This window comes from Mucilaginibacter sp. NFR10 (assembly GCF_900100445.1).
Taxonomy (GTDB): Bacteria; Bacteroidota; Bacteroidia; order Sphingobacteriales; family Sphingobacteriaceae; genus Mucilaginibacter; species Mucilaginibacter rubeus.
In genome coordinates, this window is sequence record NZ_FMTV01000006.1 from 39,346 (window position 1) to 59,886 (window position 20,541).

Consider the following 20,541-nt stretch of genomic DNA (forward strand, 5'->3'; position numbering starts at 1 on the left):
ACAGGTAAACTATTAAAGTTAACCGGAATGTGACATAAAGGGGCAACTTTTGTGCCGAAGGCCAACTATGCCCCTTAAGGGAAGATATAAGGGGAATTGCAAGAAAAAAGGACTGTCCCCCAAAAAGGACAGTCCTTTATAAAAACAATCAAAATTATAACAATATAAAAACTTAATCGCGGTGGCCATTGCCGTGATTGTCATGACCATCATGTCCGCGTTTATTACCATTTGATTTTTGTTTTACGTCAACCCTGCGCACGGTTTTACGTTCAACCCAATGGTTACGGTATTTTTCATCGTGGCTATCACGAATTACAACCTGATCATGACGGCCTTTGTACGAGGCATATTTACGTTTGTAAACATCGTTCCTAACCCAAGGGGTGCGCTCGTTAACTACTACCTTGTAGCTGCGATATACATCATAGTTACCAAAACGTGGCGGCAACATAGCCCCATGAACCCAAACATTATTATCAAAATAAACATACTGGTGGGCATTGATATCGTAATAAGAATCAATATCGGGCAGGTAATAATAATCTACATGGTCATAACCTACGGGGCCCCAGGCAGGTTGGCTACCGATATTAATATTTAAGCTTATTTGGGCACTGGCTATTTTTACAGTTAAGCTGCTTAATAAAATAGCAGCTGTTAAAATTATCTTTTTCATGTTGTGTTATTGTTTTGTTTGTAGGTATGACAATAACCGTGCATAAAAGTTTAACCCGCTACATGTTGCAACGGGTAACTAATTAGATACAATGTGTATTTTGAACTGAAACAGACTGGTGTTCAGCCTATTCGTCGTCGTTATCTTTATCGGCTGCTTTTTTAGCTGCCATGGCCAATACAGGTTTCCCGATAACTTTATATGTGCCTTCGCCTTTTAGTATTGACGCCAGCTGAGCCTTGTCCTGCATGGTTTTTACGCTCTGCGCAAGTTCCTTATCGTATTTAAAGTTGGTTTCGTAGCGTCCTTTTTCGTAGTAATAGCGTGACGCTATTTCGTTTTCAAGTACTTGTTTTATTTCGTCCTTGTGTTGAATGAGGTCATTCTTTTTGCTGGCAATAAGTTTGGTTTTCAAGCCTTCATACTCGGCCTGGATATCGTTGAACTGTTTATCCTTGGTGGCTTCAACTTTTAAGGAGCTTAACAATTTTTCGGATGCGGTGGTGTAGCTATAGTTTTTATCGGCCAGGTATTTTATAAAGTCATTGTATTCACCGTCAGATAGCGTAAACGAACGGGCATCGGCAATTTTAACGTGCTTATCGTGGTAAACGGTGGCATAATCAAATATCAGCAGTTTGCCCACCAATGCCTGGGTAACATTGGCAAATTTTTCCTGTTTGATAAACAGGTCCGGGTAAATACCGCTGCCGTCATAAACAGAACGGCCGTTTTTTGTTTTAAATTCATGGATCAGCGAATCGGCCACTTTTACCACACTGCCATCATCCTTACGGTGGGTATAATCCAGCTCCTGGATACAACGGCCCGAAGGCACATAGTATTTGGCAATGGTAATTTTTACCAGGCTATTGTATGGTAAATTGAAAGTTTGCTGTACCAGGCCTTTGCCATAACTGCGCTGCCCGATAATCACCGCGCGGTCGAGGTCCTGCAGGGCGCCGGCAACAATTTCACTTGCCGATGCCGAATGGCTGTTTACCAATACCACCAAAGGCAAATCGGGTTCGAGCGGTGCGCTGATGGTGCTGTAAGTAAAGTTCTTTTCCTTTATCTTCCCTTTTTGCGATACGATCTCCACATCTTTCTGCACAAAAAGGTTCACTATTTTTACGGCTTCCTGTAATATGCCGCCGCCGTTTGAGCGAAGATCAAGAATGATACCGTTGGGATTTTTCTTTTTTAGCTCGACGAGCGCATTGGTAACTTCGGCAGCGGAATTTTCAAGGAATTTATCCAGTTTAATATACCCCATGTTGCCATCAACCATGCCAAAGTACGATACATTGGGCTGTTTGATCTCGTCACGAACCAGGTTCTTTTCAAATGGCTGAGGTGTATTATCCCGTTTTATGAACAATTTTATGGCCGCGCCCTTTGAGCCTTTCAGCAGCTGGCTCACCTGGTCATTATTTTTGCCGTTAAGGTCAACATCGTTTATCTTCAGGAGCTGATCTCCGGGGTGTACATCTCCTTTTTGGGCCGGGAAGCCCGCAAACACTTCCGATACAAATACTTTACCGTTACGCAAAAAAATACTGGCGCCAATGCCGCCATACTGGGTACTTACGTAATGCAGCTTATAATCTTCAATTTCCGATTCGGGCACAAACTCAGTATAAGGGTCAAGACCATCGAGCATGGCATCAACACCGGTTTTTACCAGCTTGGCCGAATTGATGTCATCAACGTAATTGATATTAACCTCTTTATAAACAGAGGCAAAAACATCAAGGTTCTTCGAGATCTGGAACAGGTCGTCATTAAAACCCACTATGCCCGCGGCCAGCAATGCAATACCTGCAAATAAGCCTGCTCTTTTGTATCCTTTTTTGAACACTAACCCCTGTTTCATCATTTATCCTCGAAAAAAATAAAAATACAAAAAAGCTATCCAGTTTGTATAACCGCAGTGTCTATTTTACAGTCGGTTGGTATCAATATTCACCAGCGCCTTTTTTAGGGTGAAAACCACATATTTGCGATCGCGGTTTACCAGATCCATCAGTTTGGTAATCAAGCTTTCTTCCTGCCCTTCGCTGTATTTTAACTGCTCGTCTGTAAGGTGGTTGTATTTACGTTGAATCTTAATTTTTACGCGTTCCCAATCCTTGTTGGTAATACTGATTTCAGCCATGTTCAATTTATTTTCAGCAAAAATATAAAAAATACCAAGTTGCTACTGTTAATTGTTTGGCTCGTGTATTGATAATACCTGATACGGCTCAAAAATGGGCCGGGTTATAACCAAAGTAAATTAATAGCGTAGAGCCGTATACAATTTAAAGGATAACGTGCGTTTATGGCTTTACATTTAACATCGAAAATCATGAAAAAGTATCTATTAAGTGCAGTATTGCTGATAGCTGTAAGCATCAGTGCAAAAGCACAATTTTCTTTAGGCGTAAAAGGAGGTGTCAATTTTTCAAAAATTGGCTCCGATAATTTTAACGACAAAAACCTGACCGGTTACCAGGCTGGTTTATTTGCCCGCGTGGGCAACGGCGTTTACTTACAGCCAGAGCTTTATCTGAGCGGCACCGGCGGTAAATTTGAATCAAATGATAATAATACCGTATTTAGTGGCAAGGTAAGGTTCACTAACCTCAATGTGCCGTTATTGGTAGGTAAGTCATTTGGCCAAAAAGATCTGAACTTCCGCATTATGGCAGGTCCTATTTATACTTACACGCTTGATCAAAGCACCAGCGTAAGTAATAACGTAGGTAATGCATTCAATGATTTTAACAAAAGCAATATTGGTTTCCAGGCCGGAGCCGGTGTTGATATAGGTTCAATCACTGCCGATTTGCGTTACGAAGGCGGTTTAACCAAAGTTAGCGATAGCTTTGCTAAACGCCAAAACCTTTGGGCACTGAGTGTGGGCTTTAAGATTTTTTAAAGATTATCGAGAGTTCGTGGGAACACGAACTTTGGGAATGTAAAACGGCCCGGCAGGTTAACCTGCCGGGCCGTTTTGTTTTATAAGGCTCTCTCCGAAAAAAGAGTTGCATTCTTTAAAGTCTCCCCTTTTAGGGGGAGATTTAGAGGGGGCATCTACTTTGCACTAAACACAACTGATGTTACCCCTGCTGTCATAGCGGCTTTACTTGCCGGTTTGTATATGAAGAACAGCTTATGCGTTTTACCGTCAGTTACCGGCGTAAGTACCAGGTGAACAGCACCGCCTTTAGCATCCTTAGCAGGCACAGGCATACTTCCTTTACCTGCAAGGGTTCCTGTTTCCGAATCGAGCCTTAATTCAAAATTAAGCGGAGCAGTAGGTGGTGCTTGCCAGAAATTGGTTAGGTTAATAGAGCGTACGCCTGTTAAATCGATATTCTCCAATGCAAACCAACCGTCGGTTCCCGGATAGATCATCAGGTTAATGCCATTGTATTTAAAGGCGGTAAACCCGTTGAATTTTTCGGTGCCTTTAAACTGGTAAGTACTGCTGTTTAATGATACAATGGCGCTTCCGGTCAACTTCTTAATGTCATTACCGCCGTCATCTGTGTATTTGGCCGATAGTACCAGCGCCGCCGCTTGTTGTTTTTCAGGCGGAGCAGGCATAATAGTGCCAGATGCAGCTAACGAAGGCTTCTGATTGCTGTTATCGAGGGAAAGCACCCAGTTAATGATCTGATCAAGGTCGCCCTGCTTAATGTTTGGATGGGCAGACATTGCGGTTTCACCCCAAACACCGGCACCACCTTTAATTACCTTTTGGGTGAGTTTGGCCATGGCATTAGGATCTTTTTTGTACCTGGCCGCAACCTGAACAAATGACGGGCCTATGGATTTGCCATCTTCTTTGTGGCAGCTTTTGCAATCCATAGTGAGCATGAGGGTTTTGCCACGATTTTCGGGCTCGCCCTGCTCATGCTGTGTGGCTGATTGTGCTTTATCGAAGCCTTCGATATAATCAAGCCCAACATAAATGCGTTTTGGATCTATCGCTTTGGTGTCAGGTCCATCGGTTACGTTAACCGTGTATTTGAACGGCACACCAGGCAGGTAAAATGACTTATTGCCGCCTGTAATAGCGATAGTAACAGTTGGTTGCTCATTACCCGCGTAAATACTAACCGGCGCGCTTTTGCTTGCCGCTCCTTTATCGTCTTTTGCTTCAACAGTAATTTTGTAATCGCCAACTGTTGTGTAAGTATAGCTAAGCGACGGGGTGGTTGTTTCTTTAGTTACACCATTACCCAGGTTCCAGGTGTAAGAAATATTATCTTTTTCCGGATCAGTGGCTTTGGCAGTCAGCTTAACAGTAAAAGGCAGCACGCCAGATGTTTTATCAGCTTTGAAAGATGAAATTTCGGGAGGACGGTTGCCTGAAATATAGTCAATGCGGAACAGGCCTGCATCCGGGTTATGCGAGAACCAGCCACTGCCGTACTCCAACCCATAAAGCCTGCCATCTGGACCAACTTCCATATCAATCATGGAGTTTACCTTCAGCTTAGGGAAGAAAGGTTCCATTTTGTCAAAATCACCTTCAGGAGTTAGCGTGATGGCCTTTATCCAGCCGCGCATCCAGTCGTATGCTAAAAACTTGCCGTTATAATAATCAGGCAGGCGGGTTTCTTCGGGGAACATATCGGTATAATAAACCGGACCAGCCATAGCGTTCCTGCCACCTGCGCCAACCTGCGGAAAATCTGCCGATGGACCATAAGGGTACCAGATAAATGCAGGTTGCGCCGGCGGCAGATCGGTTAAACCTGTGTTATTACGCGAGTTGTTAACCGGGTGCTTAGGATCAAACGCCGGGCCCGATTTGCCTGTGGCATAATCATAAAGATGGTACGGTTTGTTATCGCCCACAAAATATGGCCAGCCAAAGTTACCCGCTTTTTTAGCCTGGTTAACCTCGTCGTACCCCATGGGGCCACGGTTGTCAAGGCTGTCATTATGCGCATCCGGACCCACTTCGCCCCAGTACAGGTAGCCGTTTTTCTGATCTACCGAAATCCGGTATGGGTTCCTGTCGCCCATTACATAAATCTCCGGGCGGGTTTTTGGCGTACCTTTCGGGAACAGGTTGCCTTCGGGGATTTCATATGTACCATCATCCTTAAGGTTGATACGCATAATTTTACCGCGAAGGTCATTGGTATTACCGGCCGAGCGGCGTGCATCAAATTGCAGGTGACCCGGCCTGTCATCAAGCGGAGCATAACCACTGCTTACATATTTCTGTCCTTTTTCATTAAACGGAGTTGAATTATCCCCGGCCGAGAAGAACAGGGTTTTATCAGGCCCCGGACCAAAGGCTATTGAGCCCCCTGTGTGGCAGCAGATCTCGCGCTGTGCTTTTACCTCCAAAATAACTTTCTCGGTTTTTTTATCCAGTGTGTCGTTTTTAAACGTAAACCTTGAAAGGCGGTTTACCGAACTATCGGCAGGACTGTAATAAATGTAAATCCAGTTGTTTTTTTCAAACTCAGGGTCTTTGGCCAGGCCAAGCATCCCTTCTTCGGCATTTACATTGGGCACATGGGCTTTCCAATACACGTCAAAAAAACCAACCTGCTTTACCTTCTGGGTATCGTGCTTGTACAGCATGATCTCGCCGCGGCGCTGGATCACCATAATATCCAGGTTCGGCAATATGGTCATCTCGGTTGGCTCAAAAAATTCGCCGGTTGATAATTGTGTCTTTTTAAAGCGATCCTCATCGGGTGGCAGTTGGGTTTTAGCCTTGCTGTAATCCAATTCCTTATTTTCGCCTATGGCATATTTAATACCGGCAAGCAGCATTTTCAGGTAGCCTGTTTCTTTATAACTTTCGTCGGTATGGCCCATGGCTGTATAAAATGCACGGCCCCCGTCAAAATCATGATACCAGGTGGCAGGGTGGTTACCCATACGCTTCCCTCCTTTGTAACTGTTTTCATCAAGGGTAATGAGTACATGTACATCTGTGGCTAATGGCTTGCGGAAACTATAAAACTCATCGGTGCGTTTCCATACTTTAGGCAGATCTTTAGTTGCATCGTTGTTGGCATCAACTATATTATAAGTGCCGGGCTGTACATTCGGGTTTTTATCATGGATACCCGGGTGGTCATAAAACCAGGCGCCAACCAGGCGACCATACCACCCCCAGTCATATTCTGTATCGGCGGCGGCGTGAATGCCTACATAACCGCCTCCCGCCTGAATATAACGTTCAAAGGCCGCTTCCTGCCTGTAATCAAGTACATCGGCGGTGGTGCTCAAGAAAATAACAGTTGAATACTTTTTGAGGGTATCCTCGTTAAACATGGCCGAGTTTTTTGTAGTGTCTACCTCAAAGCCATTTTCGGCGCCAAGCTTTTTGATAGCGGCTATGCCTGCATCGATGGATGCATGGTGAAAGCCCATGGTTTTTGAAAAGATAAGCACGCGCGGTTTATTGGGGCGTGTTTTGTTACAGGATAAGTAAATGCAGCTGAATGCCACAAGAACCATCAGGACGATTTTTTTCATATCGACTTAATTGCAGATTGGGTTAATTGGTGTTCGGATCGGTTTCAGGACTTAAGGCAGCAATATACCACAATCGATTGCAATAAATTGTTGCCAACCAAATTTATAACTAAATCTTTACGAAACAATATCCAATGTGTAAAACTGACACATTATTTTTACTGTAATTTTGACGGTTTTTGCTGCGTCCGGTCATATATAGAAAGGTTATTTCCTTTCCTGCTTTTTTCGGCAGGTGCCCGTGAAGCTATCCGGATGATGTTATGCGAATTGGCTTAGGCTGATTACAATATTTTGGAGAGTGCAAAATAAAAAAGCTGTAAAAACAGCAAAGCCCCTGATGGGCAGGGGCCTTTACTAACCAATTATAAACCTAAATTATGAGAAGAGCTGTAGGAGAAGGAGTCGAACCTTCACGGAGTGGTTATTTTTATTGCTAAAAGTTTCCCAATTTCTCCGCCACCGCGACAAGGAGGTGTGTCTGCCAAAAATTTCACCATCCTACAGTGTTGTAAGTCTTAAGTCGTTAGTCTGAAGTTCTAAGTCTTTTGACTTAAGACTTCTGACTTTGTACTTAAACTCGCTGTTGGGGAAGGATTCGAACCTTCACAGAGTGGTTAGCCCGCTTCGGGTTTTCCATGATCTCCGCCACCGGGACAAGGAGGTGTGTCTGCCAAAAATTTCACCACCCAACATTGTTTTTACTTTAAAGAACATTAAGCATTTCCCTTTTGCTTGATACAAATTTAATAGGACTATCTATTTCTTGCAAATATTTCAACAAAAATATTTTATTTTTAATCGAATTTTAATTAAACTTGTATTTCAATATAGATATTCAAATTTATGTCCCACAGAAAAGCTCAAAATTTAGAAATTGATAATCTTGACATCCAGATTTTATCAATATTAATGAAAAATGCTACCACTCCATACACCGAGATAGCTAAAGAGTTGATTGTTTCTGGCGGAACCATACACGTGCGGATGAAAAAGTTAGAGGAGATGGGTGTAATAAAAGGGGCCAGCCTTGAGGTAGATCCGCAAAAGTTAGGATATGACATCACTGCATTCCTGGGTATTTACCTCGAAAAAGGATCACAGTATAATGAAGCTGTAAAGCAATTAAAAACAATTAAAGAAATTGTCGAGTTGCATTACACTACCGGCGAATGGAGCATTTTTGCTAAAATTGTATGTCATGATACCACTCACCTGCGTGAAGTTTTGAACGAGCAGATCCAGGGTGTAAGAGGCATTCAACGTACCGAAACCTTCATTTCGCTTGAAGAAAGTATCAGGAGGCAAATAACGCTGGAATAAATTTTACTCAAATTATTGAAACGCCTACAGCCTGGTTTTTACCGGGCTATAGGCGTTTGTTTTATGAAAACCTTAAATTGAATTACCCAAAAAACGGACTATCGAGCGTTAAAAGGGAATATTCATGACCCGATTACCATGTCACCCTAACTGTAGTGAAAGATTTTCCGGCATAATCAACATCATAATAATTTTGATTCACATTATCCTGGCTCCAAATCAACGCGTTATTTTCCGTTGCACTGGTCCTGTAAATCCTTATTGTACTTATATTGCCGCCAAAGTACAGCCTAACCCTGTTTTGGGGATCGGTATTCCAGTTAACTACATTAATATCGGCCTTGTTTGAGGTTGTAAAAGCGCTTACGTTATCCGCTCCAAAGTTCGTTATGCCGGTTAAGGTTGTAGGAATATAATTTTCGTTAAGCAGGTTAGCCGTATATTGTTGAAAAACGTAGTAATTTTTCTTTCGTACCGCCGGCGCTCCCCAGGGAGTATACAGCAGCCCGCCAAAATTAGTTTCAGGATTACCCCATTCAAAATACAGCCAGCCTTTCGCTCCGCCCCTAAAGGCATCGTGAAATTTATTAACAAGGTCAAGGGCAGCCGTTAATTCATCCGGTGTAGTTCCCATACCAAAGCCAGCGTGCCACTCCGTCATATACAGGCCCTTGGCACCCGCTGATGAAGAGGCCGCTGAAAAGTTAGCAGCCGAACTATTTAAATATTGATGAGTGGTGAAAAGACTTACGTTCCCCGAGGCATTAAGCCCCGAAACATATGATCCGGTATGGGTTACATCAATACAATCCGGAGATGCAAAAACAGGTGCAGAGATACTCAATGACTGTAATTTAGTTTTAAGCCATCCGGCAGTGCTTGTATATACACTTTGGGCTTGCGCTGTGGTAAACTCCGCCGATTCATATGCTATACCCGAAGACGGGTAATCGGGCTCATTCATTAAGCTCAAATAATTAACAGTTATTCCATTGTCTTTTAGATTTTTAATATGAGCATACAAAAATTCGCCGAACTCGCTATAAGCATTGGTTACACTAGCATTAAGCGTTCCTCCATTATTAACGCTATTGTTAGTTTTCAAATATTTAGGCGGAGATAATACAATAGCCCAAACTTTAATAGCCGGATTTGTAAGCTGCGCTTTTTTTAACGCTGTTATCTGGTCAACCAGGTTAGAATTGCCGGTAAAATTAAATTTAGAAAAATCTGTGTTATTCGGGTCTGTGTTATCATTCACATCCTCCACTCCATCAGCTCTAAGTACAATTTTAAAAACATTTACATTAAGGTCATGCCAAAGCCAGTTGCTTGCATCAGTAAAATTAGTTATCCCGTTTACCAGGTGCCCACTATAAAAATAGCAGCCCGCTCCTATAAGGTCAATCTTCTGGAGGGGGCTTCCTATTCCTACAGTTATGCTTCCCCCGCTTTGAACGGAATTTATAACTGGCTGATTCACGCGTTGCTGTGCAGGAGGGACAGCATTTTTACGACAGGACAAAACAGCGCAAGCCAGTGTAACAGCTATCGCTGAAAGGATTTGATTCTTTCTCATAAACTTTTCTTTGATTGATAATTGGTCCGTAATTTTCGATAATAAAACAAGCTGATAAATGGACATAATCAGGTTTTATATGGACTATATTACTTTCAGGATCTTCAACACCATATCCTGCTGAAGATTTATAAAAGCAGAGGAAAAAAGATATTTTATTTCGATGTTGCTTCAACACTGCCCTCTTCAGTTAGCGCTTCTGTCCGCTTTAACTCTTTTTATCATTTAAGTGTTAAAAAATGTCAAAATCAGTTAATTATATTAATTAAAAAGCCTTTTTCATCTCAATTTCATAAAGCGCCGCTACTTTAGTTTTTGTAAAGGAGTGATGTAGCGTAATTGATCAAACTCGCGTAAGGTAATTTACGGTGCATTGTGTGTTCATTTTTAGATACTTAAAAGATTATTATTATGCTGGCTATAAAAACTTTAACCGATAATTTAACAGTCTACAAACGCAACATACGTTTAATGGGCGATAAATTTGAGATTAGTGTAGTGGGCAATAACCCCCTGTTGGCCGATGAGCAAATTGACATTGCCATTGATGAAATTAACAGGGTTGAAAAATTGCTTTCGGCTTTTAGCGATGACAGCAGCATCAACCACATAAACCGTAATGCCGGTGTTGCCCCGGTTAAAGCCGATGGTGAAACATTCAGGCTCATTAACAGGGCACTGCAAATATCAGAACTTACTTACGGCGCTTTTGATATTACTTACCTGGCTGATAACGCGTTTAACGAAACCACAGCCGAAAACAATTCGGTAAAAACTGCCAAACGTACGCTTCCACTGGCCAGCTATAAAAACATAGTGCTTGATGCTGTAAAACAAACTGTTTTTCTAAAAGAAAAAGGGATGCGCATAGGTTTTGGCGCAAACGGCAAAGGTTACGCCGCCGACAGGGCCAAATATGTATTGCAAATGAACGGTGTAAGCAGCGGCGTGATCAATTTTGGTGGTGACCTGCTTGCATGGGGCTTACAGCCAAACCTGCAGCCCTGGACTGTTGCCGATGCCGACATTAGCCAGCTAAACCAACCCTTTGCTGATTTGGAGATCAGTAATCTTGCTTTTGCAACATCGGTTAATGCCGAAAAATATGCAAGTATCAGCAATAAAAAATTCACCAACGTATTTAACCCTAAAAAAGGGTTTCCGGTTAGCGGTATTACAAGCGTAAGCATCCTTAGCCCTACCGCCGAATTTGCCGACGCTTTGGCCACACCAATACTCACCATAGGTGTTAACGCCGGCCTATACATGATCAATCAGCTTAACCAGGTGGCCTGCGTTATTATTGATGATCAAAACCGGGTTTATCCGTCAAAAGACATCGCTCTCTGACTTTCAAACATTAAAGTACACTCATAAACCTTTCATCATAATTGTGATTCGGATAATTCATTTGCATCGGCATTTTTACAAGTGCTCCTGCAAATGAATTGTTATTTGTTGTACCTTTCTCATTTTGGTGTAAACATTTAAATTGTCCTTTATTTGAGCCTTATTTTTACCTTTTCTTCTCCTCAATGATAAAGTGGTTTGCGTATATTGTCCTGTTATTGATATTTGCAACACGTATATCATTTGCCAATGCCCTTACAAAAAACATTGATGCGCTTGCTCATGCCGGTAACAAAAAACCGGGTGCGTTGTCGTATACTTTATTAGCGGCTGATACTACTACCAAAACCAAAAAGCAACTGGAGGATGAAAAGAAAAAAATCAAAGAAATAGCCAAAGCAAAGCGGCAGGCTAAGCCGGCTACTGTTGACGATGATGCCGTACCGCCTAAGCCCAAACCCAAAAGGCAGCGCCGCCCCGAAGGCATGGAGCGCCCGCCCGAAATACCGAGGAGAAATGGCAGTTAAACCGGTTAAACAATTTACCATATTGATGAAATACCTTTGCTTACTTTTTTTTATGGCTGCAAGCGGTACCGTATTTGGTGCGGATACTGATTTGCGCCTTTTTGCCGGTAAGCACCCCTTAGTAGCCGATTCTGATACCATTATTCGTAAGCGGTCAATTTCGGCCGGGGTAAGTTATGGCAGCGACGTGCTGTTTTTTGGTCGTACCGGCCCGGTAAAATATCCTTTTGTTACTGCCGATCTGATTTATAATACCAAGTCGGGTATCTTTTTATATGGCTCGGCCTTTAAAGTTTTGGGTTATGCCCCTGTTGATGAGGTTGATTTGGGCGGAGGGTATTTTTACAAATTTTCGAAAGCCTTTTCCGGCTCAGTAAGTTATACGCGGTTCTTTTTTGCCAGGGATGCAGCACAGGTTATCAAGTCGGCCTCCTCAAATGATATCAATTTTAAAAATTCATACGATTGGCATTACCTGAAAACAAGTGCCGTGCTTGATTATCTTTTCGGCAAATCGAACGATATTTTTTTAACAATAAGCAATTCAAAATACTGGGAAAGCAGCTGGAGCATTTTTGACGACCAGGATTTTCTTTCCTTTAACCCTTCCTTTAATTTTATCCTGGGCACGCAGAATTTTGTTCAGCGCTATTCACTTGATCATCATTTCAGGGACGAGGCCGCCAATATTTCTATACAATATGACCCGCGTTATGCGAGCCGTAACCGCCGGTTCAACATGCTTAATTACAGCTTCAAAATCCCGGTGGCTTATAACCGGCCACATTATACGTTTGAATTTTCGTACAAATATTCTATCCCGGTTAACGTAGAAGGAGTATTGCTTAACCGGCGCGAGTCATTTTATAATTTAACTTTTTACTACGTTTTTTATTAATCATAATACATGAATGTTTTAATAATAGAAGACGAAACAGCACTTGCCCACGAACTTGAAATTTTTCTTTCAAACTATAACTATATCTGCGAGGTTTGTTTTGACGGCACTTCGGCATCCGAAAAAATTGCCACAAACCTGTATGATTTTATATTGATAGACCTGGGCCTGCCCGATTATGACGGCCTTGATCTGCTCAGGGAATCAAAAAAGACTAATTCGGAGGCGGCATGTATTATACTCACCGCCCGTGCAGAGATCAACGACCGGATCAAAGGCCTCGACCTTGGCGCCGACGATTATCTGCCTAAGCCTTTTTCGTTGCTTGAGCTGCAAAGCCGTATGCAGGCCATCATCAGGCGTAAGTTTGGGGTTAAAAATAACATTGTTGAACTGGGTGGTTTCCTGATCGACCTTACCGCACGTACTATATCCTATTATAACAGCGTTGTTAATACCATTACCAAAAAAGAATTTGACCTCATAGCCTATTTAATTTTACATAAAAACCGTACGCTTACCCGCATGCAGCTGAGCGAGCATATTTGGGGCAGCGTGGTGAATAATGACTATGACAGCAATTATATTGACGCGCATATTAAAAATATCCGTAAAAAATTAAATGCCTATGCCCCGCCCGACTGGCTGGAAACGGTACGTGGTTTGGGTTATAAAATAAAGATCAACGCCTGAGTATTTGAAATTAGGAACAAAACTTACACTTTTTAACGCCATCTCCAAGCTGGTTATCGTGATACTGTTTGTATTGCTTGTTCCTGTATTGATCAAAAATATCAGCCGTAATTATGTCGACAGCAAGCTTATCAAACAAAAAAACAAGCTGCTGCAAATTGTAAAAAGCAAGGGCATTGAAACCTACATCGAAAACGGCGAAGGCTACGGCAGCTACCTCCCGCTTAAGGAAGAATATATCAGCCTGGACGAAGTTGATCCCGATTATTTCCTGGATACTATAAAAAGAGGCAAGCGGCTTTTTAGTGAAGGGGATACTTTAGAGTATCGCATATTAAGTCACACTTTTAAGGTTAAGAACAAAAATTACCTGCTGGAAATTGGCAAAAGTGTGGATACTTTGGATGAAACCAGCGTTCCCCTGCAAAATATAGCTTTCCAGGTATTGCTGGGAATGATCTTGCTGACCGTACTGGCCGACCAGGTATATTCAACCTATGTACTTAAACCTTTACGGCTTATTATTAAAACCAAGCTTATAGGGCAAAAATTCCCTAATTTTCATACCTACCGGCAGGTACGTACTACCACATCAGATTTTCAGCATCTGGATATCAGTATCCATAACATGATCGAAACCATTGCCGATAAGTTTCATAAAGAGCGGGAGTTTATTTCCAACGCATCGCATGAGCTTATGACACCCATCTCTATTCTTCAGTCAAAAATCGAGAATATGTTTGAGGAGGAGGATATCAACGATGAGCTTAAAGGCAGGTTATTGGAAATGCAAAAGATCCTGAACCGGTTGAAGAGCATTACGAAAACGCTGCTACTCATTTCCCAGATAGAGAACGAACAGTTTTTAAAAGAAGACAAGGTATCGGTATCCGAACTATTGCAGGAGGTTTATGACGAGATCTCCATTCGTCTGCAGGATAAAAACATCAGCTATGAAATGTTGATGCCAGAGAACTGGCATTTTGTCAACATCAATAAATTTTTACTCTTTAACCTGTTCTTTAATCTTATCAACAATGCCATTAAATACAATCATGAGGGCGGCAGCATTAAGGTAACAGGCATTGCTGTAAATGATAAGTATATGATCAGTATAGCTGATACCGGCATCGGTATAGATGAAGACGCCATCCCGCTGATCTTTAACCGCTTTAAAAAATTCAGACAGTCATTACAACAAGACAGCTTTGGATTGGGCCTGCCTATTGTAAAATCAATAGCGGCCTTTCATGATATTGAAATCAATGTAATTTCTGAAAAAGATAAAGGAAGTACCTTTAAACTTATTTTCCCGGCTACACTGATAGTAATTTCCTAAAACTGCAAAAAGGCATGCCAAATTGTACTGTAGCAAAAATTTTACTGCTGCTTTGTACTAAAAATCGGGCAGTGTTGCAAAAATCAATAATCCCGTATTCTTTACTTCATTGAAATTAACTTTACTTATCATTAAAAAAATGTTGCTATGATTGATGGGAGATGTTCTTTTGATAGAAGCGGCGCATAATACTGCCATCCGCTTTTTTTGGCATCTGCTTTGTAAAAAGTACGGTATAACATAATATACAAGTACGATGAGAACGCTTAAATTAAAAGTAGCCACCCTTGGTATAGCATTAGCTACAGCAGGCATATTAGGCTCAGGATGTAATTCACTTACAAAAACGCAAAAAGGTGCTGCTATTGGCGCGGGTGCCGGTGGTACAGTAGGTGCTTTTATTGGTAAAGCTGCCGGTAATACCGCTTTAGGTGCTATTATAGGTGGTGCTGTAGGTGGTACCGCGGGTGCTTTTATCGGCCGTAATATGGACAGGCAAGCTGCCGAAATTAAACAAACAGTGCCTGGCGCCACAGTAACCCGCGAAGGTGAAGGCATTTTGGTTAAATTTGATTCAGGTATTTTATTTGATACTGATAAATCAGATTTAAAATCTGCCGCTCAAACTAACCTGCAAAACCTTGCAGCGTCGTTACAAAAAAACCCTGAAACTAACATTACCATCATCGGCCATACCGATAATACCGGATCTGACAGTTATAATCAAACACTTTCAGTAAAGAGGGCGGATGCTGTAAAATCATATTTAGTTGCGGGTAATGTAGCTTCATCACGTATGACAGTGACCGGTAAAGGCGAAAGCGAACCAATTGCCGATAATACCACTGCCGATGGCCGCGCACAAAACCGCAGGGTTGAGATCACCATTGTGGCAAACGAAAAAATGAAGGAGCAAGCTAAACAAGCTGCCCAGTAACATAGCGTAATAATAAGATCAGTTAATAGTTTAAAGAGGAAGCCCCCGGCACAAAACCGGGGCTTTTTGGTATATGCCAAAATCACTATTCGCACATTTGTTAAACAATGTGTTATCCCAACTGATAAAAACATTTTGTAATCAACAAGTTAATCACCTACTTTTGCAGTATGGTAAAAAGATCAGGAGCGATATTACTCACTATGCTGTACACAGTTACGGTATTGGGCTTTGCTCTTAATTTCCATATTTGCGGCGACTATGTTGCATCTGTAAAAATTGATGCCCCGGCGGTTAACTGCAAAATGGACCAAAAAGGCGGCAAAATGAAATGCTGCAAGGATAAACAGCTTGAAGTAAAAGTAAAAGACGCTCACCAGGGCGAATCAACTTCGTTTTTAGCAAAGATGTTTGGCTTTGAACTGCCAAGCTGGTCGTTCGACAACCTATTTCCGGCCTTGCCATCTTCTTCTTCCGACAAATTTTATGACCGCAGCCCTCCCGATCCATCGGTTCAGGGCATCGCCACATTTATCCGCAACTGTATCTTCCGCATTTGATCTGTTAATTGTTAAACCCGGTAAACCTCATCAATAGTTTATTCTCTAACAATTAATTACACGATCAACATGAAAACTTTAAAAATATTCATCATCATATTTGCGCTTTCAGTAACAGCAGCTAAAGCCCAATTTACCAAAGCCGAACTCCAGGTTAGCGGCCTTACCTGCGCCCTGTGCGCCAAATCAACCGAAAAAGCATTACGCACACTGCCGTTTATTGGCGAGATCAAAACTGATCTGATCCGTAACACTTACCTCATTACCTTTAAAAATGACGTGCCGGTAAATTTCGAGCAGATCAGCAAAAAGGTTCAGGGCTCGGGATTTTCGGTTAACAGTTTAAAAGCCACTTATAATTTTGCCAATACCAAAGTTGCCGAGAATACATTTAACTACGGGGGCGATACTTACCGCCTGCTTAACGCTGCCGATAAATCATTTACCGGCGATGTGAGCTTTACCGTGGTTGACAATGGTTTCGCACCCAAATCGGTATCAAAAAAATACCTTGGCCAGGTTACCGATACTGCCCCTGCAAGTGGCCGCGTTTATCATTTAGCTATCTAAATTCTTCATTTAACATCGTTTTTTATGAAGAGGATATTATTGGCTGCTTGCCTTATGGCAATGGCACGCCCTGTATTGGCGCAGGAACTGTATGTAAATACGGAACCGGCCAGCAATATGGCAACCGGCTCATTGGGCATCCGCGTGGAAAACCAGGGATACTTTAAGCCATCGTACAAAAACCGCAGTACTATTGAGGCCATGTATGGTGTTAGCCGGCATTTGATGGTGCATGGCTCGGTTTACATGTCTGATTATTATAATTCAAGCCAGCACTTTGAAGGTGGCAGCGTGTACGCCAAGTACCGGTTCCTATCTATCGATACCGTTCAGCGGCATTTAAGGGGGGCATTTTTTGCCAAACTGGCAAGCATCAACAACCCCATAGTAAACCGTGAAATTACTTTGGAAGGGGATAACAGCGGAGCACAAGGCGGGGTGGTTTTCACCCAGTTGCTGCATAAACTGGCGCTTTCAGGTTCGGCAAGCTATTTGCGGGCGTTTAATAACAGTGGTAACTATGAAATTTCAACCCATAGAGTACGTAATGCCGCGGCTTATACCTTATCTGGCGGCTATTTGCTTTTGCCACGTAATTATCGCGACTACAAGCAGGTAAATTTAAACTTGTATTGTGAACTGCTGGGCAAAATCAACCCAGGGCATAGCGAAAGTTATCTGGATGTTGCACCCGCTTTGCAACTGATCTTTAACAGTACCTGCCGGCTTGATTTCTCGTACCGTACGCCTATCTATAATGAGATGCAACGGAATACTAAAAACATGTACCTCATCAGGCTGGAGTACAACTTTTTTAATCTTTAACCTACACTGCTATGAAAGCATATATTGTGTTCGTTGCCCTAAGCCTGGCTGCCGTGGGCGCATCCGCCCAGCACCATCATGATATGAAGATGGGTGATACCACAAAAAAGAATATGCGCATGAACAGCACCAAACCCATGATTATGGATGGTATGGATATGGGCAATATGAAAATGGATACGCCCATGCACCATATGATGATGACGAGCCAGTTCTCGCGCGATCTCCCCATGAACCGCGATGGTTCAGGTACTTCGTGGGTGCCTGATGAAACTCCGATGTATGCCTACATGATCCATGGTAAAAAATGGATGAGCATGGTACATGGTAGCTTTTTTGCGCGGTATAACAACCAGGACCTGTTTAATTCGGGCAAGAGAGGTGGCAGTAACAGGATTGATGTACCCAACTGGCTTATGTTCATGACCCAGCGAAAAGTAGGCAATAATGGGCTGTTCTCCATTAATACCATGTTCTCGTTCGATCCCTTTTTGGTGGGCAACGGCGGTTATCCCCTCCTGTATCAAACCGGCGAATCATACAAAGGACAAAAATTGGTCGACAAACAGCACCCGCATGATCTCTTTGCTGAGTTGAGTATAGCTTATACCCAACGCGTGGCTAAGGATGCTGACCTCTATCTCTCATTCGGTTACCCGGGAGAGCCAGCTTTAGGTCCGCCGGTGTTTATGCACCGCCTTTCGGCCATCAATGATCCCGATGCGCCGCTTGGTCACCATTATCAGGATGCTACACATATCACTTTTGGTGTCGCAACATTGGGCTTCCGCTTAAAAAATGTAAAGCTGGAAGGATCCATATTTACCGGCCGTGAGCCGGATGAGCACCGCTATGATTTTGATAAAATGCGGTTTGACTCATACTCGGCCCGTTTATCCTATAATCCATCCAAAGAGTGGGCCCTGCAGGTATCAGACGGATGGATCCACAGCGCGGAAGAAGCTGAGCCGGGGCAAAACATAAACAGGTTCACTGCATCAGCCGTCCATACCAAAATGTTAAGCAAAAACAGTTATGTAGCAACTACACTGGTTTACGGACAAAACCATTACTCGGACAATCATAAAACGCAGCCGTCTGTTTTATTGGAGAATACTTTACAGCTCAACAAAACCGCTGTTTATGGCCGATATGAATTTGTGCAAAAAGACGCCGAAGAACTGGACATGCACGATGCCTATCCGCTTAACCCCAACTTTAATATCAATGCTTTAACCTTGGGCGTAAACCGTATTTTAAGCAGCTTCAAAAACACCAATGTTACCGGCGGTGTACAGGCTACGCTCAATGTTTCACCATCGGCGTTAAAGCCGCTTTATGGTAGTACGCCTATTGGCTTTGAAGTTTATTTAAGGATAAGCCCGGCGCTGATGAAGATGTAATGATCACTAATTTTTCGAATTAGGGCGAATTACACGAATTGGAGTAATGCCATCATTGCAATAACGGTTCATTGGGACATCAAACACAAAGAGGCCAGGTTTGCTATGCAAACCTGGCCTCTTCTTTTTATTCGTGAAATTCGTCCTAATTCGAAAAAATTGGTGTCAATATTATTTAAGTGTAATACCTGTTTTTCCCATGGTGCCGCCATCAGCATATAGCATAATGGTATAGGTTCCTTTTTGGAATGGCAGGGCTGGATTTATCCAGTCGATGGTGTATTGTGTGCCATCATCCTTAAAATCAATTGATGTTTTGTAGGTGTATTGCAGGTCCTGGCCATCGGCGCTGAAAGTTCCTGAATCAGGAGCTGTGATCAGGTTGCCGGTTGGATCAATCACGCGTACATAAATATCATGCATAGTTTTTGTAGCCAAAGTATTGCTGGCCACAGTGAAGTTGATCTTCAGTTTTTTTGCTGGGTTTGCACGGGTTACGTCAACCTCTTTTCCGCTCCCTTTTATTTTATAGGCCACCACATCGGATGTTGCCAACTTGAGTGCCTGGGCTACTTTAACTTTAGCACCAAGATCCTCATTTTGTTTTGATAGCGTATCCACCTTTTTAGCAACCGTTGCCAAATTAGTTTTTAAAGTATCCCTTTCGGTGGTGAGCGATGTATTTTGTTTTTTGAGCTCATCAATGTCGGCAGTATACTTGGTTACAAAATAACGGAGTTGTTTTACATCCTCCTGTACTTTGGCAAGTTCCTGTGCGGTAAGTTTACCTTTAGCCAGTTTAGCCCTCAGAACTTTAATGGTCGACTTCAACGAGTCGTTTTTTGCGGTTAGTGCCGCGGTCATTTTGGCTTTGCCTGCAGTGACCTGTTCAACCTGCGATTCAAGACTGTCGAGCTCGGTTTGCAGCCTTGTTTGCTCATCATGCTGATAAACTATTTTTTTATCGGAGTTGTTTTTTTGCAGGTACAGATACACGTCGGTACCCAATAAAGCAAGCACTACTACAATAAGAAAATAAATGACGTTTGAGTTTTTCTTAGGTTGTTGTTGCCCAGATTGGTTTTCCATAGCAATTAAATGTTAAGTTTTAGCATAGTTAAGCAAGTGGTATAACAAAAGCTTAGCTATAGTGTTTAGTTTTTAACGAAATATCAACTGTTAATTGATGTAAAGCGCTTTCCTGCAAGTATATACAGATGCGTTTATCCTTAATGGTTAACATATTGAACGTTAAAACACTAAAAATATGATTTTTTAAAAAATTATTACATCAATTGTTTTAGGCGTTGAGCTAAAATAACTACAAAATGTTTAAAACACAATAAGGCTTCAATTT

General features: G+C 42.3%; 18 protein-coding genes and 1 tRNA gene. 12 read left to right on the top strand and 7 right to left on the bottom strand.

Annotation, left to right across the window (positions count from 1 at the left end; translation table 11 throughout):
- Positions 1-172: 172 nt before the first annotated feature.
- The 3 genes from BLP33_RS19175 to BLP33_RS19185 all read right to left on the bottom strand — a co-directional run bounded on the left by BLP33_RS19175 (position 173) and on the right by BLP33_RS19185 (position 2,837).
- Entirely contained in the window at positions 173-679 is a 507-nt protein-coding gene (locus tag BLP33_RS19175) for a hypothetical protein (RefSeq protein ID WP_090532132.1), read from the bottom strand.
- Positions 680-806: 127 nt separating this feature from the next.
- Positions 807-2,555, bottom strand: coding sequence for a S41 family peptidase (locus BLP33_RS19180; protein ID WP_090532833.1), 1,749 nt, complete (start codon positions 2,553-2,555; stop codon positions 807-809).
- A 66-nt stretch (positions 2,556-2,621) separates the two neighbouring features.
- Entirely contained in the window at positions 2,622-2,837 is a 216-nt protein-coding gene (locus BLP33_RS19185; RefSeq protein ID WP_090532134.1) for a hypothetical protein, read from the bottom strand.
- Positions 2,838-3,029: 192 nt separating this feature from the next.
- Here BLP33_RS19185 and BLP33_RS19190 point away from each other — a divergent pair, with 192 nt between their 5' ends.
- A complete protein-coding gene (locus tag BLP33_RS19190; protein WP_090532136.1) occupies positions 3,030-3,602 on the top strand; it encodes a porin family protein in 573 nt (190 codons plus the stop codon).
- 155 nt (positions 3,603-3,757) lie between these two features.
- On the opposite strand, the gene BLP33_RS19195 is transcribed toward BLP33_RS19190, so the two are convergent.
- The gene (locus tag BLP33_RS19195; RefSeq protein WP_090532138.1) at positions 3,758-7,180 is read right to left on the bottom strand and encodes a ThuA domain-containing protein; all 3,423 of its coding nucleotides are present in this window, start codon (positions 7,178-7,180) and stop codon (positions 3,758-3,760) included.
- 583 nt (positions 7,181-7,763) lie between these two features.
- Positions 7,764-7,875, bottom strand: a tRNA-Asp gene (locus BLP33_RS27500).
- 151 nt (positions 7,876-8,026) lie between these two features.
- Here BLP33_RS27500 and BLP33_RS19200 point away from each other — a divergent pair.
- Entirely contained in the window at positions 8,027-8,503 is a 477-nt protein-coding gene (locus tag BLP33_RS19200) for an Lrp/AsnC ligand binding domain-containing protein (RefSeq protein WP_090532141.1), read from the top strand.
- A 133-nt stretch (positions 8,504-8,636) separates the two neighbouring features.
- Here the strand turns inward: BLP33_RS19200 and BLP33_RS19205 are convergent, their stop codons facing one another.
- Positions 8,637-10,082 (bottom strand): glycoside hydrolase, encoded by a 1,446-nt coding sequence (locus BLP33_RS19205; RefSeq protein WP_175490066.1) that lies wholly within the window; start codon positions 10,080-10,082, stop codon positions 8,637-8,639.
- Positions 10,083-10,493: 411 nt separating this feature from the next.
- Here BLP33_RS19205 and BLP33_RS19210 point away from each other — a divergent pair, with 411 nt between their 5' ends.
- From BLP33_RS19210 to BLP33_RS19255, 10 genes are all read left to right on the top strand, one after another.
- Positions 10,494-11,432, top strand: a complete 939-nt coding sequence (locus tag BLP33_RS19210; RefSeq protein WP_090532145.1) for an FAD:protein FMN transferase — start codon at positions 10,494-10,496, stop codon at positions 11,430-11,432.
- A gap of 185 nt (positions 11,433-11,617) precedes the next feature.
- The gene (locus BLP33_RS19215) at positions 11,618-11,959 is read left to right on the top strand and encodes a hypothetical protein (RefSeq protein WP_090532147.1); all 342 of its coding nucleotides are present in this window, start codon (positions 11,618-11,620) and stop codon (positions 11,957-11,959) included.
- Positions 11,949-12,857 carry a hypothetical protein gene (locus BLP33_RS19220; protein ID WP_139160022.1) on the top strand — a complete coding sequence of 303 codons (909 nt, stop codon included), beginning with the start codon at positions 11,949-11,951 and terminating at the stop codon, positions 12,855-12,857. The genes BLP33_RS19215 and BLP33_RS19220 overlap by 11 nt, the downstream gene beginning before the upstream one ends.
- A gap of 9 nt (positions 12,858-12,866) precedes the next feature.
- Complete coding sequence (locus tag BLP33_RS19225; protein WP_090532151.1) at positions 12,867-13,550, top strand: response regulator transcription factor; 684 nt, start codon at positions 12,867-12,869, stop codon at positions 13,548-13,550.
- 4 nt (positions 13,551-13,554) lie between these two features.
- Complete coding sequence (locus tag BLP33_RS19230; RefSeq protein WP_090532153.1) at positions 13,555-14,889, top strand: sensor histidine kinase; 1,335 nt, start codon at positions 13,555-13,557, stop codon at positions 14,887-14,889.
- A gap of 256 nt (positions 14,890-15,145) precedes the next feature.
- On the top strand, positions 15,146-15,826 hold the full coding sequence (locus tag BLP33_RS19235; protein ID WP_090532155.1) for a YiaD family glycine zipper/OmpA-like lipoprotein: 681 nt from the start codon (positions 15,146-15,148) through the stop codon (positions 15,824-15,826).
- 170 nt (positions 15,827-15,996) lie between these two features.
- Entirely contained in the window at positions 15,997-16,386 is a 390-nt protein-coding gene (locus tag BLP33_RS19240; RefSeq protein WP_090532157.1) for an HYC_CC_PP family protein, read from the top strand.
- 69 nt (positions 16,387-16,455) lie between these two features.
- Positions 16,456-16,956, top strand: coding sequence for a heavy-metal-associated domain-containing protein (locus BLP33_RS19245; protein ID WP_090532159.1), 501 nt, complete (start codon positions 16,456-16,458; stop codon positions 16,954-16,956).
- A 24-nt stretch (positions 16,957-16,980) separates the two neighbouring features.
- Positions 16,981-17,781: a hypothetical protein gene (locus BLP33_RS19250; protein WP_090532161.1), complete on the top strand. Its 801-nt coding sequence runs from the start codon at positions 16,981-16,983 to the stop codon at positions 17,779-17,781.
- Between the two features lie 11 nt (positions 17,782-17,792).
- Positions 17,793-19,184 carry a hypothetical protein gene (locus BLP33_RS19255; RefSeq protein ID WP_090532163.1) on the top strand — a complete coding sequence of 464 codons (1,392 nt, stop codon included), beginning with the start codon at positions 17,793-17,795 and terminating at the stop codon, positions 19,182-19,184.
- 171 nt (positions 19,185-19,355) lie between these two features.
- On the opposite strand, the gene BLP33_RS19260 is transcribed toward BLP33_RS19255, so the two are convergent.
- Positions 19,356-20,273 (bottom strand): hypothetical protein, encoded by a 918-nt coding sequence (locus tag BLP33_RS19260; protein WP_090532165.1) that lies wholly within the window; start codon positions 20,271-20,273, stop codon positions 19,356-19,358.
- Between the last annotated feature and the right edge of the window lie 268 nt (positions 20,274-20,541).

Coding starts and splice junctions, on each gene's coding strand:
- BLP33_RS19185 (WP_090532134.1), bottom strand. CDS start 2,837: ATGGCTGAAATCAGTATTACCAACAAGGATTGGGAACGCGTAAAAATT.
- BLP33_RS19245 (WP_090532159.1), top strand. CDS start 16,456: ATGAAAACTTTAAAAATATTCATCATCATATTTGCGCTTTCAGTAACA.
- BLP33_RS19235 (WP_090532155.1), top strand. CDS start 15,146: ATGAGAACGCTTAAATTAAAAGTAGCCACCCTTGGTATAGCATTAGCT.
- BLP33_RS19215 (WP_090532147.1), top strand. CDS start 11,618: ATGATAAAGTGGTTTGCGTATATTGTCCTGTTATTGATATTTGCAACA.
- BLP33_RS19195 (WP_090532138.1), bottom strand. CDS start 7,180: ATGAAAAAAATCGTCCTGATGGTTCTTGTGGCATTCAGCTGCATTTAC.
- BLP33_RS19200 (WP_090532141.1), top strand. CDS start 8,027: ATGTCCCACAGAAAAGCTCAAAATTTAGAAATTGATAATCTTGACATC.
- BLP33_RS19190 (WP_090532136.1), top strand. CDS start 3,030: ATGAAAAAGTATCTATTAAGTGCAGTATTGCTGATAGCTGTAAGCATC.
- BLP33_RS19220 (WP_139160022.1), top strand. CDS start 11,949: ATGGCAGTTAAACCGGTTAAACAATTTACCATATTGATGAAATACCTT.
- BLP33_RS19210 (WP_090532145.1), top strand. CDS start 10,494: ATGCTGGCTATAAAAACTTTAACCGATAATTTAACAGTCTACAAACGC.
- BLP33_RS19250 (WP_090532161.1), top strand. CDS start 16,981: ATGAAGAGGATATTATTGGCTGCTTGCCTTATGGCAATGGCACGCCCT.
- BLP33_RS19240 (WP_090532157.1), top strand. CDS start 15,997: ATGGTAAAAAGATCAGGAGCGATATTACTCACTATGCTGTACACAGTT.
- BLP33_RS19205 (WP_175490066.1), bottom strand. CDS start 10,082: ATGAGAAAGAATCAAATCCTTTCAGCGATAGCTGTTACACTGGCTTGC.
- BLP33_RS19260 (WP_090532165.1), bottom strand. CDS start 20,273: ATGGAAAACCAATCTGGGCAACAACAACCTAAGAAAAACTCAAACGTC.
- BLP33_RS19175 (WP_090532132.1), bottom strand. CDS start 679: ATGAAAAAGATAATTTTAACAGCTGCTATTTTATTAAGCAGCTTAACT.
- BLP33_RS19180 (WP_090532833.1), bottom strand. CDS start 2,555: ATGAAACAGGGGTTAGTGTTCAAAAAAGGATACAAAAGAGCAGGCTTA.
- BLP33_RS19255 (WP_090532163.1), top strand. CDS start 17,793: ATGAAAGCATATATTGTGTTCGTTGCCCTAAGCCTGGCTGCCGTGGGC.
- BLP33_RS19225 (WP_090532151.1), top strand. CDS start 12,867: ATGAATGTTTTAATAATAGAAGACGAAACAGCACTTGCCCACGAACTT.